This is a genomic window from Pseudomonas sp. FW306-02-D09B (assembly GCF_058782685.1).
Genome location: NZ_JBYSXY010000005.1, coordinates 234647 through 249010 on the forward strand (window position 1 = coordinate 234647; position 14364 = coordinate 249010).

The 14364-nt window shown below is 55.9% G+C and carries 13 protein-coding genes; 7 read left to right on the forward strand and 6 right to left on the reverse strand.

What is annotated here, in order from left to right; genetic code table 11:
- Positions 1-271 precede the first annotated feature (271 nt).
- The 5 genes from mnmE to rpmH form a co-directional block, all read right to left on the reverse strand.
- Entirely contained in the window at positions 272-1642 is a 1371-nt protein-coding gene (gene mnmE, locus AC3WK5_RS11290; RefSeq protein WP_054594862.1) for a tRNA uridine-5-carboxymethylaminomethyl(34) synthesis GTPase MnmE, read from the reverse strand.
- 79 nt (positions 1643-1721) lie between these two features.
- Entirely contained in the window at positions 1722-3404 is a 1683-nt protein-coding gene (yidC, locus tag AC3WK5_RS11295; protein ID WP_054594863.1) for a membrane protein insertase YidC, read from the reverse strand.
- Between the two features lie 2 nt (positions 3405-3406).
- Entirely contained in the window at positions 3407-3652 is a 246-nt protein-coding gene (yidD, locus tag AC3WK5_RS11300; RefSeq protein ID WP_052966011.1) for a membrane protein insertion efficiency factor YidD, read from the reverse strand.
- Complete coding sequence (gene rnpA, locus AC3WK5_RS11305; protein WP_031319651.1) at positions 3645-4046, reverse strand: ribonuclease P protein component; 402 nt, start codon at positions 4044-4046, stop codon at positions 3645-3647. Before rnpA ends, yidD begins: the two co-directional genes overlap by 8 nt.
- A gap of 16 nt (positions 4047-4062) precedes the next feature.
- Complete coding sequence (gene rpmH / locus AC3WK5_RS11310) at positions 4063-4197, reverse strand: 50S ribosomal protein L34 (protein ID WP_003213577.1); 135 nt, start codon at positions 4195-4197, stop codon at positions 4063-4065.
- A 565-nt stretch (positions 4198-4762) separates the two neighbouring features.
- Here rpmH and dnaA point away from each other — a divergent pair.
- From dnaA to AC3WK5_RS11335, 5 genes are all read left to right on the forward strand, one after another.
- Positions 4763-6280, forward strand: a complete 1518-nt coding sequence (gene dnaA, locus AC3WK5_RS11315; protein WP_103314864.1) for a chromosomal replication initiator protein DnaA — start codon at positions 4763-4765, stop codon at positions 6278-6280.
- A gap of 39 nt (positions 6281-6319) precedes the next feature.
- The gene (gene dnaN, locus AC3WK5_RS11320) at positions 6320-7423 is read left to right on the forward strand and encodes a DNA polymerase III subunit beta (RefSeq protein WP_095081049.1); all 1104 of its coding nucleotides are present in this window, start codon (positions 6320-6322) and stop codon (positions 7421-7423) included.
- 20 nt (positions 7424-7443) lie between these two features.
- On the forward strand, positions 7444-8547 hold the full coding sequence (recF, locus tag AC3WK5_RS11325; protein WP_054594865.1) for a DNA replication/repair protein RecF: 1104 nt from the start codon (positions 7444-7446) through the stop codon (positions 8545-8547).
- A 4-nt stretch (positions 8548-8551) separates the two neighbouring features.
- Positions 8552-10969 (forward strand): DNA topoisomerase (ATP-hydrolyzing) subunit B, encoded by a 2418-nt coding sequence (gene gyrB / locus AC3WK5_RS11330; protein ID WP_019694408.1) that lies wholly within the window; start codon positions 8552-8554, stop codon positions 10967-10969.
- 306 nt (positions 10970-11275) lie between these two features.
- On the forward strand, positions 11276-11605 hold the full coding sequence (locus tag AC3WK5_RS11335) for a hypothetical protein (protein ID WP_103314865.1): 330 nt from the start codon (positions 11276-11278) through the stop codon (positions 11603-11605).
- 119 nt (positions 11606-11724) lie between these two features.
- On the opposite strand, the gene AC3WK5_RS11340 is transcribed toward AC3WK5_RS11335, so the two are convergent.
- Positions 11725-12444, reverse strand: a complete 720-nt coding sequence (locus AC3WK5_RS11340) for a response regulator transcription factor (protein ID WP_103314866.1) — start codon at positions 12442-12444, stop codon at positions 11725-11727.
- Positions 12445-12738: 294 nt separating this feature from the next.
- On the opposite strand from AC3WK5_RS11340, the gene AC3WK5_RS11345 reads away from it, so the two are divergent.
- The gene (locus tag AC3WK5_RS11345) at positions 12739-12915 is read left to right on the forward strand and encodes a hypothetical protein (protein WP_158249100.1); all 177 of its coding nucleotides are present in this window, start codon (positions 12739-12741) and stop codon (positions 12913-12915) included.
- 438 nt (positions 12916-13353) lie between these two features.
- Positions 13354-14346: a FecR family protein gene (locus AC3WK5_RS11350; protein WP_103314868.1), complete on the forward strand. Its 993-nt coding sequence runs from the start codon at positions 13354-13356 to the stop codon at positions 14344-14346.
- Positions 14347-14364 lie beyond the last annotated feature (18 nt).

A 14364-nucleotide genomic window follows, 5' to 3' on the forward strand; every position in this document is an offset into this window, starting at 1 on the left:
CCACAGAGGTGGTTTTCCTCAGTTTTGAAGCCCTGTTATCAACCGTGCTCAGTGGCAGTTATTCACAGGGCTTAATCCACAGAAAAGCGCTGAATGGAGCAAATTCCGCCCACGGAAAAACCACCGAAGCGATCGATGCCGCTCGGCAATGCGAAAAATCTGGGGGATACACGGATTCGTGGGAGCTGGCTTGCCTGCGATTTAAGCAACACGGCGTGTCAGACACGCCGCCTCGCGAGCAAGCTCGGCTCCCACGGAGGGAGAGGTGAGGTTATTTACCGATACAGAAGCTGGAAAAGATCCTGCCCAACAGGTCGTCGGAGCTGAATTCGCCGGTAATTTCACCCAACGACTGCTGTGCCTGACGCAAATCTTCAGCCAGCAGCTCTCCGGCACCGGCCAAGGTCAGCTGCGCGCGGCCATGTTCGAGTGAAGCACTGGCATGGCGCAGGGCTTCCAGGTGACGTCGGCGGGCGCTGAAGCTGCTTTCCGAGGTCTGCTCATAGCCCATGCAGGCCTTGAGATGATCGCGCAGCAGCTCCAGGCCTTCACCTGCCGACCTGGCGCTCAAGCTGATGGTCACGTGGCCATCTTCACTGACTTCCAGCGCTATCGCTTCTCCGGTCAGGTCTGCCTTGTTGCGGATCAAGGTCACTTTGGCCGGATCCGGGCGTTGCTCGAGGAATTCAGGCCACAAGGCAAAAGGATCGAGCGCTTCAGGCGCAGTGGCATCGACCACCAGCAACACCCGATCTGCCTCGCTGATGGCTTTCAATGCCCGTTCCACGCCAATTTTCTCGACCTGGTCTTCGGTGTCGCGCAAACCAGCGGTGTCGACCACATGCAGAGGCATACCATCGATGTGGATATGTTCGCGCAGGATATCCCGGGTCGTGCCGGCAATCTCGGTAACAATCGCCGCTTCACGGCCAGCCAATGCATTGAGCAGGCTGGATTTTCCGGCGTTAGGGCGACCGGCAATCACCACAGTCATGCCGTCACGCAGCAATGCACCCTGCCCGGCTTCACGCAACACGGTGGATAACTCATCGCGCACTGCATCGAGCATCTTCAGCACGTGACCATCGGCAAGGAAGTCGATTTCTTCTTCAGGGAAGTCGATTGCCGCCTCAACGTAGATCCGCAATGCAATCAACTGCTCGGTGAGGTTATGCACACGCTGCGAAAATGCGCCTTGCAACGAACGCAGTGCATTTCGGGCTGCCTGTGCAGAACTCGCTTCGATCAAATCGGCGATGGCTTCGGCCTGGGCCAGGTCGAGTTTGTCGTTGAGGAACGCGCGTTCGCTGAATTCACCCGGCCGGGCCAGACGGCAACCCAATTGCAGGCAGCGCTGCAGCAACATATCCAGAACGATCGGACCACCATGGCCCTGGAGTTCCAGTACATCTTCACCGGTGAATGAATTCGGTCCAGGGAAATACAAGGCGATGCCTTCGTCCAGCACATCCTCGTTTTCACTGAGAAACGGGCCGTAATGGGCGAACCGTGGTTTCAGTTCGCGACCGCTGATGGCTTTCGCCGCAACACTCGCCAGCGGACCGGAAATACGGACGATACCGACACCGCCACGGCCTTGAGCAGTGGCGACGGCGGCAATGGTTTCACGAGGAGTGCTCATGATTCGATATCCAGATAAAAATGACGGATAGCAAAACGCCCCACTAGGGGGCGTTTTGAGTGGTTATCCACAGAGTAAGTTATGCCGCCGCTTTTTTGGTAGCCGCTTCAATCTTACGTGTGATGTACCACTGTTGGGTGATGGACAGGCAGTTGTTCACAACCCAGTACAGCACCAGACCCGCAGGGAACCACAGGAAGAAGAAGGTGAAGATGATTGGCATCAGCTTCATCACCTTGGCCTGCATCGGATCCGGAGGAGTCGGGTTCAGCTGCTGCTGGATGAACATGGTTGCGCCCATGATGATCGGCAGAATGAAGAACGGATCCTTGATCGACAGGTCAGTAATCCACAGCATGAACGGTGCCTGGCGCATTTCCACGCTTTCCAGGAGTACCCAGTACAGCGAAAGGAAAACCGGCATCTGCACGAGGATTGGCAAGCAACCACCCAGTGGATTGATCTTCTCTTTCTTGTACAGCTCCATCATGGCTTGCGACATTTTCTGCCGGTCATCGCCATGTTGCTCTTTCAGCGCAGCCAGTTTCGGTGCCACTGCACGCATGCGCGCCATGGATTTGTAGCTGGCAGCCGACAGCGGGAAGAAGATCCCCTTGATCAGCATGGTCAAGAAGATGATCGACCAGCCCCAGTTACCAACGATCGCGTGGATATGTTGCAACAGCCAGAAGATCGGCTGGGCGATGAACCACAGAATGCCGTAGTCGACCGTCAGTTCCAGACCTGGGGATAACTCTTTCAGTATCGCCTGGCTTTTCGGACCTGCGTACAACGTAGCGCTGGTTTCAGCCTTGGCACCTGGCGCAACGGACAATACCGGGCCAGTGAAACCGATGATGTAGTTGCCTTGGCTGTCTTTGCGAGTCTGCACCACGTTGCTGTCGTTCTTGGCTGGAATCCAGGCAGTCACGAAGTAGTGTTGCAGCCAGGCGACCCAGCCACCGTTAACGGTTTCTTTCAACGACGCCTTGTCGATATCTTTCATCGACACTTTTTTGTACGGCTCTGCACTTGTCCACAGGGCAGCGCCCAGGTAAGTGGCAGTGCCGGTAGCGGTAGTCGAAGAAGGATCGGCACTTGCATCGCGCTTGAGCTGGGCAAACAGATTGCCCGTCCAGGCTTTATCGCTGGTGTTGTCGATCAGATAAGTGACTTTCAGATCGTACAGACCGCGAGTAAAGCTGAAGCGCTTGATGTAATTGACGCCAGCGTCGCTGAATTTCAGGTCAACGTTGAGCTGGTTCTGGCCATCAGCCAGTTGATAAGTTTTCTGTTCGGTCGAGTAAACCGGACGACCGGTAGCACGAGCATCCGGACCGTTGGTACCGGTCAGGCCGCTTTGAGCCAGGTAAGTACGTTCGCCACCGTTATCAAACAGCTGGAACGGAATTTCCGGATGGTCCTGACGACGTGGATACAGCGGCAGCATCAGCTGGGCGATATCACCACCTTGAGGATCGATAGCCAGTTCGAGCACATCCGTTTTGACATGGATGAGATCTTTATTGGTGACTACCGGCGTTGCGGCAGGGGCACTGATATCGGTATTCGCGCTGGGTACATCGGCACTGGCGGCAGCATTGTTACCAAGTGGCGTATCCGGAATAGCCGGGGCAGCCTGATTGGAAGCAACATTCTGAGTCGGCAAGGCAGCCTGACCATAGTCCTGGTTCCATTTCAGAACCATAACGTAGGACACGATTGCCAGGGCGACGATCAGGATCGTGCGTTTAATATCCATGATTACTCGGCCATCGAAGAAGAACGGGAGGTAGGGATAGATGGAACCGGGTCATAACCACCGGGATTCCACGGATGACAGCGACCTAAACGACGAAAGGTCAGCCAGCCACCGCGCAGAAGGCCATGATTTTCTATGGCTTCATACGCGTAGCAGGAACAACTGGGGTAGAAACGACAGTGGCTGGCCATCAAAGGACTAATGGCATAGCGATAAAACTGGATCGGAACGAGCGCCAGTTTACGCATCAGTGCTGTCTACCCCTACAGTTTCGGTTTTGACTGCTGGTACCGGCGTGCTGCGTGCCAGACGTTTCCAGAGTTTGCCGAAATGCTGAATCAATTCGGGGTTTTCTACATCACCCAAACCTTTGCGCGCGACGATAACGATATCCCAACCAACCAGAGAATCCTGGTGGAGGCGAAATGATTCGCGCATCAAACGCTTGAGGCGATTGCGCTCAACGGAGAGCTTCACACTCTTTTTCCCGATAACCAGCCCTAGGCGGGGGTGATCGAGATCGTTGGTGCGTGCAAGGAGCAGGAGATTTTTCCCCGGAACCTTGCCGGTAGGGGAGTCAAAGACTGCCTTGAAATGCCGGGGGGTAAGCAAACGCTTTTCCCGACTGAAGTCCTGACTCACCTCCAGTACCGGATTATCAAACTGCCAGACGCGCACGACCTTTGGCGCGACGACGCGACAGGACGGCACGGCCGTTCTTGGTAGCCATGCGAGCACGGAAACCGTGGGTACGAGCGCGTTTGATAGTGCTTGGTTGGAAAGTACGTTTCATGTCGTGTTACCTGGTTCGTCCACAACGGGCCGGAATGGCCCCCGTTTTAAGAGACCGGGGATTCTAGAGAAAGCAAGCCTCTAGGTCAATTTCCAACCAACGTTTCCTTTAAATGGATATCCGAAGGGTTCGTCCTTGAAAGGTGGACAGCTAGATATAAAAATAAAGAAGGGAATTATTTAAAGCTTTTCTGTAAAGCTTATAAAAGCTAGGCCTGCCATCCTCTGTGGATAACTACCTTTAGCCCTTCTATTCCGTGCTGTACAGAGAATGACAACTACAGTGGAAAACGGTGGTCAGCCTGTGCTGCGCTGTCGGATAAGCTGTGTGTGGAATGGGTGGTTATCCACAGGCAGGTTATCCACCGGGTTTGCCCCCCACTTGTACAATGAGCTTAGGTAGGTTTATCCACAGGGCTTATGCACAGACCATTGGTCGTCTTTTTTACGTATAAAGCGTTGATTCTTCGACACCCGTGAGCAACCTACGTGTGGATAAGTCGGCGTCTGGTCGCTACAATGGCCGCTTGTTTTTGCCTCACCGGCTTTCAACTTAGGGGATATCCGTGTCAGTGGAACTTTGGCAGCAGTGCGTGGAGCTTTTGCGCGATGAGCTGCCTGCCCAACAATTCAACACTTGGATCCGTCCACTACAGGTCGAAGCCGAAGGCGACGAGTTGCGTGTCTACGCACCGAATCGTTTTGTTCTCGACTGGGTCAACGAAAAGTACCTGAGCCGCGTGCTCGAGCTGCTGGATGAGCACGGCAATGGCATGGCGCCGGCGCTTTCCTTATTAATAGGCAGCAAACGCAGTTCAGCACCTCGTGCTGCGCCGAATGCACCGTTGGCCGCAGCGGCGTCTCAAGCCCAGGCCGCGGCTGCACCTGCACCCGTCAGTGCGCCTGCACCTGCCACGTCGACCAAGCGAGCAACACAAAAAACCGCCGAGGTCAGCGAAGAACCGTCTCGCGACAGCTTCGACCCAATGGCCGGCGCCAGCTCGCAACAGGCCCCGGTACGTGCAGAACAACGCACCGTGCAGGTCGAAGGCGCGCTCAAGCACACCAGTTACCTGAACCGCACCTTTACCTTCGAGAACTTTGTCGAAGGTAAGTCCAACCAACTGGCCCGTGCGGCAGCCTGGCAGGTCGCGGACAATCCCAAGCACGGTTACAACCCGCTGTTCCTGTATGGCGGCGTTGGCTTGGGTAAAACCCACTTGATGCACGCTGTGGGTAACCACCTATTAAAGAAGAACCCGAATGCCAAGGTCGTGTACCTGCATTCCGAGCGCTTCGTGGCCGACATGGTCAAGGCGTTGCAGCTGAATGCTATCAACGAGTTCAAACGCTTCTACCGTTCGGTCGATGCGCTGCTTATCGATGACATTCAGTTTTTCGCCCGCAAGGAACGTTCCCAGGAAGAGTTCTTCCACACGTTCAACGCCCTGCTTGAAGGTGGCCAACAGGTCATCCTCACCAGTGACCGTTATCCGAAAGAAATCGAAGGCCTTGAAGAGCGCTTGAAGTCGCGCTTCGGCTGGGGCCTGACGGTCGCCGTCGAGCCGCCGGAGCTGGAAACCCGTGTCGCGATTCTGATGAAGAAAGCCGACCAGGCCAAAGTCGACCTGCCGCATGATGCTGCGTTCTTTATCGCCCAGCGTATTCGTTCCAACGTCCGTGAACTCGAAGGCGCGCTCAAACGCGTAATCGCCCACTCGCACTTCATGGGCCGCGATATCACCATCGAGTTGATTCGCGAATCCTTGAAGGACCTGTTGGCGCTTCAGGACAAACTGGTCTCTGTGGATAACATTCAGCGCACGGTCGCTGAGTACTACAAGATCAAGATTTCGGATTTGCTGTCCAAGCGCCGTTCGCGTTCGGTCGCACGTCCACGGCAAGTGGCCATGGCGCTGTCCAAGGAACTGACCAACCACAGTTTGCCGGAAATCGGCGACGTATTTGGCGGTCGCGACCACACCACGGTTTTGCACGCATGCCGCAAGATCAACGAACTTAAGGAATCCGACGCGGACATCCGCGAGGACTACAAGAACCTGCTGCGTACACTGACCACTTGATGAACACCAGCGCAGCTAATTAAGGCAAGGGACTAGACCATGCATTTCACCATTCAACGCGAAGCCCTGTTGAAACCCCTGCAACTGGTCGCAGGCGTCGTCGAGCGCCGACAGACCTTGCCGGTGCTTTCCAACGTGCTGCTGGTTGTCGAAGGCCAGCAGTTGTCGCTGACCGGTACCGACCTGGAAGTCGAGCTGGTCGGTCGTGTGCAACTCGAAGAACCGGCCGAGCCGGGCGAAATCACTGTTCCGGCGCGTAAGCTGATGGACATCTGCAAGAGCCTGCCGAACGACGCGCTGATCGACATCAAGGTCGATGAGCAGAAACTTGTCGTGAAAGCCGGCCGTAGCCGCTTTACCCTGTCGACGTTGCCAGCCAACGATTTCCCGACAGTGGAAGAAGGCCCAGGCTCGCTGACCTGCACTCTTGCGCAGAGCAAACTGCGTCGTTTGATCGAACGTACCAGTTTCGCCATGGCTCAGCAGGACGTTCGCTATTACCTCAACGGCATGTTGCTGGAAGTCTCGGCCGGCATCATCCGCGCCGTGGCCACCGACGGTCACCGTCTGGCCATGTGCTCGATGCAGGCTGACATCGGCCAGCCGGATCGTCACCAGGTGATCGTTCCACGTAAAGGTATTCTGGAACTGGCGCGCTTGCTGACCGAGCCGGATGGCAATGTCAGCATCGTTTTGGGCCAGCACCATATTCGCGCTACCACCGGCGAGTTCACCTTTACCTCGAAACTGGTCGACGGCAAATTCCCTGATTACGAGCGCGTTCTGCCCAAAGGTGGCGACAAGCTGGTATTGGGCGATCGTCAGGCACTGCGTGAAGCGTTCAGCCGTACCGCGATTCTGTCCAACGAGAAGTACCGCGGCATTCGCCTACAACTGGCCAACGGTCAGCTGAAGATCCAGGCGAACAACCCGGAACAGGAAGAGGCGGAAGAAGAAGTTGGCGTTGAGTACAACGGGGGCTCGCTGGAAATCGGCTTCAACGTGAGCTATCTGCTCGACGTGCTGGGCGTGATGACTACTGAGCAAGTGCGTTTGATCCTGTCTGACTCCAACAGCAGCGCGCTGGTGCAAGAGTCCGACAACGACGACTCGGCTTATGTTGTCATGCCGATGCGCCTGTAAACATGTTCAGCAGACGCTAGATGTCCCTCAGTCGTGTCTCGGTCACCGCGGTGCGCAATCTGCACCCGGTGACCTTCTCCCCCTCTCCCCGCATCAACATCCTGTACGGCGCCAACGGCAGCGGCAAAACCAGTGTTCTGGAAGCCATCCATCTGCTGGGGCTCGCCCGTTCGTTTCGTAGCAGCCGCCTTTTACCAGTCATCCAGTACGAGCAGTTAGCGTGCACGGTGTTTGGCCAGGTCGAATTGGCCGAAGGTGGACACAGCGCGCTGGGGATATCCCGGGACCGCCAAGGGGAGTTCCAGATTCGCATCGACGGGCAGAACGCCCGCAGTGCTGCGCAACTGGCAGAAATCCTGCCGCTGCAATTGATCAACCCCGACAGCTTCCGCCTGTTGGAAGGCGCACCGAAAATTCGCCGACAGTTTCTCGATTGGGGTGTGTTCCACGTGGAACCACGTTTCATGTCTACCTGGCAGCGCTTGCAGAAGGCCCTGCGCCAGAGAAACTCTTGGCTGCGGCATGGTACACTTGACGCCGTTTCGCAAGCGGTTTGGGACAGAGAATTGTGCCAGGCCAGCGCTGAAATTGATGAATACCGCCGCGCTTATATCAAAGCCTTGAAACCAGTCTTTGAACAGACCTTGAGCGAACTCGTCGAACTCGAGGGCTTAACGCTTAGCTATTACCGGGGTTGGGACAAAGAGCGAGAGCTGAGTGCAGTGCTCGCCGCGTCCGTTCACCGGGATCAGCAAATGGGGCATACCCAGGCCGGACCACAACGCGCTGATTTGCGTCTTCGATTGGGCGCACACAATGCCGCGGACATCTTGTCTCGTGGTCAGCAGAAGTTGGTGGTTTGTGCATTGCGGATTGCCCAAGGGCATTTGGTCAGCCAGGCCCGGCGCGGCCAATGTATTTATCTGGTGGATGACTTGCCGTCCGAGCTGGATGAGCAGCACCGCCGCGCGCTTTGCCGTTTGCTGGAAGACTTACGCTGCCAGGTTTTTATCACCTGTGTAGATCATGAATTATTGAGGGAAGGCTGGCAGACGGAAACGCCAGTCGCCCTGTTCCACGTGGAACAGGGCCGTATCACCCAGACCCACGACCATCGGGAGTGAAGGCATGAGCGAAGAAAATACGTACGACTCAACGAGCATTAAAGTGCTGAAAGGCCTGGATGCCGTACGCAAACGTCCCGGTATGTACATTGGTGACACCGACGATGGCAGCGGTCTGCACCACATGGTGTTCGAGGTGGTCGATAACTCGATCGACGAAGCTTTGGCTGGTCATTGCGACGACATCAGTATCATCATCCACCCGGACGAATCCATCACCGTGCGCGACAACGGTCGTGGCATCCCGGTAGACGTGCATAAAGAAGAAGGCGTCTCGGCGGCCGAGGTCATCATGACCGTGCTGCACGCCGGCGGTAAATTCGATGACAACTCCTACAAAGTATCCGGCGGTCTGCACGGTGTAGGTGTGTCGGTTGTAAACGCCCTGTCGGAAGAGTTGATCCTGACCGTTCGCCGCAGCGGCAAAATCTGGGAACAGACTTACGTCCACGGTGTTCCGCAAGAGCCGATGAAAATCGTTGGCGAAAGCGGATCTACCGGTACGCAGATCCACTTCAAGCCTTCGGCTGAAACCTTCAAGAACATCCACTTCAGCTGGGACATTCTGGCCAAGCGGATTCGTGAACTGTCCTTCCTCAACTCCGGTGTCGGCATCGTCCTCAAGGACGAGCGCAGCGGCAAGGAAGAGCTGTTCAAGTACGAAGGCGGCCTGCGTGCATTCGTTGAATACCTGAACACCAACAAGACTCCGGTCAACCAGGTGTTCCACTTCAACGTCCAGCGTGAAGACGGCATCGGCGTGGAAATCGCCTTGCAGTGGAACGACAGCTTCAACGAGAACCTGTTGTGCTTCACCAACAACATTCCCCAGCGCGATGGCGGCACTCACCTGGTGGGTTTCCGTTCGGCACTGACGCGTAACCTGAACACCTACATCGAAGCAGAAGGCCTGGCGAAGAAGCACAAAGTCGCCACCACCGGTGACGATGCCCGTGAAGGCCTGACCGCGATCATTTCGGTCAAGGTGCCGGATCCCAAGTTCAGCTCCCAGACCAAAGACAAGCTGGTTTCTTCCGAAGTGAAGACTGCGGTCGAACAGGAAATGGGCAAATACTTCTCCGACTTCCTGTTGGAAAACCCGAACGAAGCCAAGCTGGTTGTCGGCAAGATGATCGATGCGGCCCGTGCTCGTGAAGCAGCGCGTAAAGCTCGCGAGATGACCCGTCGTAAAGGCGCGCTGGATATCGCCGGCCTGCCGGGCAAACTGGCGGACTGCCAGGAAAAAGACCCTGCCCTGTCCGAACTGTACCTCGTGGAAGGTGACTCTGCTGGCGGCTCCGCCAAGCAGGGACGTAACCGCAAGACCCAGGCGATTCTGCCCCTCAAGGGCAAGATCCTGAACGTCGAGAAGGCTCGTTTCGACAAGATGATCTCTTCGCAAGAAGTCGGCACCTTGATCACCGCGCTGGGCTGCGGCATCGGCCGCGACGAGTACAACATCGACAAGCTGCGTTATCACAACATCATCATCATGACCGATGCTGACGTCGACGGTTCGCACATCCGTACCCTGCTGCTGACCTTCTTCTTCCGTCAGTTGCCGGAGTTGATCGAGCGTGGCTACATCTATATCGCTCAGCCGCCGTTGTACAAAGTGAAGAAAGGCAAGCAAGAGCAATACATCAAAGACGACGACGCCATGGAAGAGTACATGACGCAGTCGGCCCTGGAAGATGCGAGCCTGCACTTGAACGAGGAAGCACCGGGTATCTCCGGCGAAGCCCTCGAGCGTCTGGTGAATGACTTCCGTCTGGTAATGAAGACCCTCAAGCGTCTGTCGCGCCTGTACCCGCAGGAGCTGACCGAGCACTTCATCTACCTGCCAGCGGTGAGCATGGACCAACTGTCCGATCACGCAGCGATGCAGAACTGGTTGGCCCAGTACGAAGTTCGCCTGCGCACCGTCGAGAAATCCGGCCTGGTCTACAAAGCCAGCCTGCGTGAAGACCGTGAACGTAACGTCTGGCTGCCAGAGGTCGAACTGATCTCCCACGGCCTGTCGAACTACGTCACCTTCAACCGCGACTTCTTCGGCAGCAACGACTACAAGACCGTCGTCTCCCTGGGCGCTCAGTTGAGCACCTTGCTGGACGAAGGCGCTTACATTCAGCGCGGCGAGCGCAAGAAAGCCGTCACTGAGTTCAAGGAAGCTCTTGAATGGTTGATGGCCGAAAGCACCAAGCGTCACACCATCCAGCGATACAAAGGTCTGGGTGAGATGAACCCGGATCAGCTGTGGGAAACCACCATGGATCCAGGCTCGCGCCGGATGCTCAAAGTGACCATCGAAGACGCCATTGGCGCGGACCAGATCTTCAACACCCTGATGGGTGATGCGGTCGAACCACGCCGAGACTTCATCGAAAGCAACGCGTTGGCAGTCTCTAACCTGGACTTCTGATCTGTTGTTGGTTCACACAGTAGTTGCTCATTTACACTTATAAATGAGTCCGGCTCCCTCCCGAGAGGTGAGCCAGAAAAAAGGCCAGCGCACCGCGCTGGCTTTTTTTTTGCATTTTTTTTGAACATCGAGGCTCGACTATCCTTAGAGATCCTGTACTGCACAGCTCCCTTTTGGCTTCAGTAATAGTGAACTGGCGAGACTGAATCGTGTCTATGAAACCAGGGACGACTCAGTAACTACATGGCCGGCGGTACTGATCAAATCAACCGGGCCAGCCCTTAAAGCGTTCAGTAGGAATCAAACATGTCTAAGAAGCTTGCTGCTGTTTTGTTGTCCGTCGTTGTGGGTATGGTTGCCGGTAATGCAATGGCTGCTGATGGCCAGTGGAAAAAAGATCACCCGCGTCGAGCCGAGGTAAATAGTCGTCTGGCCAACCAGAACAAGCGAATCCATAACGAAGTCAAAGAAGGCGAAATGACCAAGGGACAGGCGGCCAATCTGCATAAGGAAGACCGCCAGATTCGTCAGGAAGAGCGGGACATGGCTAGCCAGAATAAAGGGCACATAACCAAGCAGGAACAAAAGAGCCTTAACCAGCAAGAAAATGCGGTAAGCCACAAGATTGGCGGCTAGGTTCAATTTTCTTCTACTGAATGGGTGTCTTTTGAGAATGCACCCGGTACAACCAGCAAAACTGAAAAAGGCCAACGCTCAGCGTTGGCCTTTTTTGCTCACGAGAAACCTGTGAAAGGTTACTCGCTCGCAGCCGCGACACTTTCCAGTCGATACCCGTACCCGTAGATCGTCAGCAACTGCCAACCCCGATCGGCCGTCAGCCCCAGCTTGTTGCGCAGGCGGTAGATATGCGTATCCAGTGGCCGTGAAGACACCATCTCTTCATGGGTCCAGAAACGCTCGTAGAGATATTCCCGCGACAGCGGCCGGCCCAGGTTGGCAAACAGGCAGCGGGCCAGACGGTATTCCCGTTCGGTCAGGCTGATGGGTTTTCCAGCGCGGGTCACCGTCAGTTCGGCGTCATCGAAGTTCAGATCGTTGAAACTCAGCACTTCGCTGGCAGCATTGCGCTGCAAGCCGTGTCGGCGCAGTACGGCACTGACACGGGCCTGGAGCTCATTGGGACGGAACGGCTTGCTGACGTAATCATCGGCGCCGGCGTTCAAGGCCTGAACGATGTCACTCTCCGCATCGCGGCTGGTGAGCATGATCGCGGCGGGAGGTGCCTCCATATGTTCGCGGGTCCAGCGCAGCAGCGATAGACCGCTGATATCAGGCAGCTGCCAGTCGAGTATCAACAGGTCGAACGTCTCGCGTCGAAGCTGGCGTAGCAAGTCTTCGCCGCGCTCGAAGCTGTGCAAGGTCCACGCTTGCTCTCCGGCTCCGGGAATCTGTCGCAGTGTCTGTTCCACCCGGCGTAGCTCGGCGGGTTCGTCATCCAGTATTGCGACACGCATGCGGGGCGTTCCTTCATCTCGTAGAGTGCGATGGGTAAAAATCCTATGTGCGGAGTTTAGGCTGATTGTCTGAATCTGAACAATTGTGGTGAATTGCTCCAGGTTCTTTGCGTCTGGGTAGGCTGATATCAATTGGCCGGCAATCGGCAGATATCAGCTCGAAGACTCGAGGACGCAGCGATGAGGAACAGTCGGAATGTTCGTGCACTGATCGTGGAGGTGACCAGGGACAAGGCGCTGACATGCTGCCTGTCGTTGGCATTTTTGGCTTATGTAGGAGTTGCTTCGCAGACTGTGAGTTCAAGCAGCGAAGCACCGAATGAACACGTGACACAACGCTATTTCAGTCCAGCGGTGGTGAATGTGGCGTTCAGTGACTCACGGGGCTTTGCACCGGTGAGCACTCCTGCGGACGGCGAGCAACCGTTGCCACTGCGGCTTCCTGAAGAGCAGCAGCGCTGGGTGTTCTAACGCGGACTCGGGCAATTCTGAACAAATGTGGAGAATTGCCTCATCGAACGTCGGGGTCGGTAAATTCTCAAGCGTTGAGTGGCACAGGAGCATTCGGAAGTGCTCCGACACAGGGAGTGTCATCGCCAACCTGGCGGGACCGCCGATCGCCGGTTCGCTTGCGGTCTGCAGTTCAGGGGAAAAAAAGGAGTGCCGTCTCACATTGTAAAACCGGATTGATACTGACTCGGTTCCGACACACGGATGTGTCACCTCCTCCCCTCTTCGATTTGTTTGCCTTTATGGATATCCACGACTGCTTTTGTAATGGATGTGGACGTTATGCATAGACGTGGGCTATCTGCCGCAGAGCCCTGTCGGGTAAGGTGCGTAAAGCTGATGAATCAGATGATCGGCCAGATTCTAATAAAAGCCTGAAAAGCGAATCCAATGAGCCAAATGACTTCTTTGCATTGTCGCCACCTGGGCACCTGCCTGTTACTGGTCATTGGCCTGGTGAGTCCATTGACCCAGAGCGCATCCGCAGCGTTCTTCAGCTCAAAGCGCTTGCCGTATATCGATGACAACCAGCAATGCCGTGGACAACCCCTGCCCGCCACTGTCGAACACCTGACGGGCGAAGCCTGGAAGCTCGACCGCAAGGGCAATCAGGTGGCGCTCGAAGAAGGGATGACGGTTGACGAGCAGGAAGGCGTGAAGACCTCCCCTTCGGCGTTCGTCAGTCTGTCGCTGGGTGATGGATCACGTATCGTTCTGCCGTCCAGTTCGCAGGTCACGTTGCGATTAAACGAAGAACTCCTTGTCCCTCAGGTGATTCTTGAGCAAGGTCAGGTCGAGTCGTATGTGATCAAGCGCGCCAGCGACTATGATCGTTTTCAGATTGTGACGCCGGTCGGCGTGCTTGGGGTCCGAGGCACCCACTTTCGAGTGCGAAACAACGACAATGGGCAATCGCTGATCGAAGTGCTGAATGGCCAGGTGGCGGTCGATCGTGGTGAAAACCTTGATGCGCCAGCGAAAAAACGCACAGGCAATCCACTCGCGAAAAAAGCCGAAAAACCGGTAGATGAAGTGCAGGTCATGGCTCGCCAAGGGTTACGCATTCAGAAGGAAGGCAAGCTGACGCCGAGCGAGCTGTTGCCAGCACCGCAGTTGTTGGGGCAGACCGGTCAAACCGGCCCTGCACCGGTCTGGCAGTTGATCATGAAACCCTTGAACGGGGCCACGCGCTACCGGGCGCAAGTGGCGACCGACACAGACTTCCTGAACATCAAGCAGGAACAGTTTTCCAGCACGCCAGAGATCGACTTCAGTGGATTGAAGGCGTTTTTCTACCATGTTCGACTCTCTGCGTATGACGAGCAGGGGCTTGAGGGAGAGACCGGGGTATATGACATCTTCTATTACCCCAGGACCACGCGTGTCCAATAACGACTCGGCCCATTGTCG

What these genes read in the sequence shown, in the direction of transcription:
- mnmE (WP_054594862.1), bottom strand. Translation starts at nt 1,642, where the DNA reads ATGAGCACTCCTCGTGAAACCATTGCCGCCGTCGCCACTGCTCAAGGC.
- yidC (WP_054594863.1), bottom strand. Translation starts at nt 3,404, where the DNA reads ATGGATATTAAACGCACGATCCTGATCGTCGCCCTGGCAATCGTGTCC.
- yidD (WP_052966011.1), bottom strand. Translation starts at nt 3,652, where the DNA reads ATGCGTAAACTGGCGCTCGTTCCGATCCAGTTTTATCGCTATGCCATT.
- rpmH (WP_003213577.1), bottom strand. Translation starts at nt 4,197, where the DNA reads ATGAAACGTACTTTCCAACCAAGCACTATCAAACGCGCTCGTACCCAC.
- dnaN (WP_095081049.1), top strand. Translation starts at nt 6,320, where the DNA reads ATGCATTTCACCATTCAACGCGAAGCCCTGTTGAAACCCCTGCAACTG.
- recF (WP_054594865.1), top strand. Translation starts at nt 7,444, where the DNA reads ATGTCCCTCAGTCGTGTCTCGGTCACCGCGGTGCGCAATCTGCACCCG.
- gyrB (WP_019694408.1), top strand. Translation starts at nt 8,552, where the DNA reads ATGAGCGAAGAAAATACGTACGACTCAACGAGCATTAAAGTGCTGAAA.
- AC3WK5_RS11335 (WP_103314865.1), top strand. Translation starts at nt 11,276, where the DNA reads ATGTCTAAGAAGCTTGCTGCTGTTTTGTTGTCCGTCGTTGTGGGTATG.
- AC3WK5_RS11340 (WP_103314866.1), bottom strand. Translation starts at nt 12,444, where the DNA reads ATGCGTGTCGCAATACTGGATGACGAACCCGCCGAGCTACGCCGGGTG.
- AC3WK5_RS11350 (WP_103314868.1), top strand. Translation starts at nt 13,354, where the DNA reads ATGACTTCTTTGCATTGTCGCCACCTGGGCACCTGCCTGTTACTGGTC.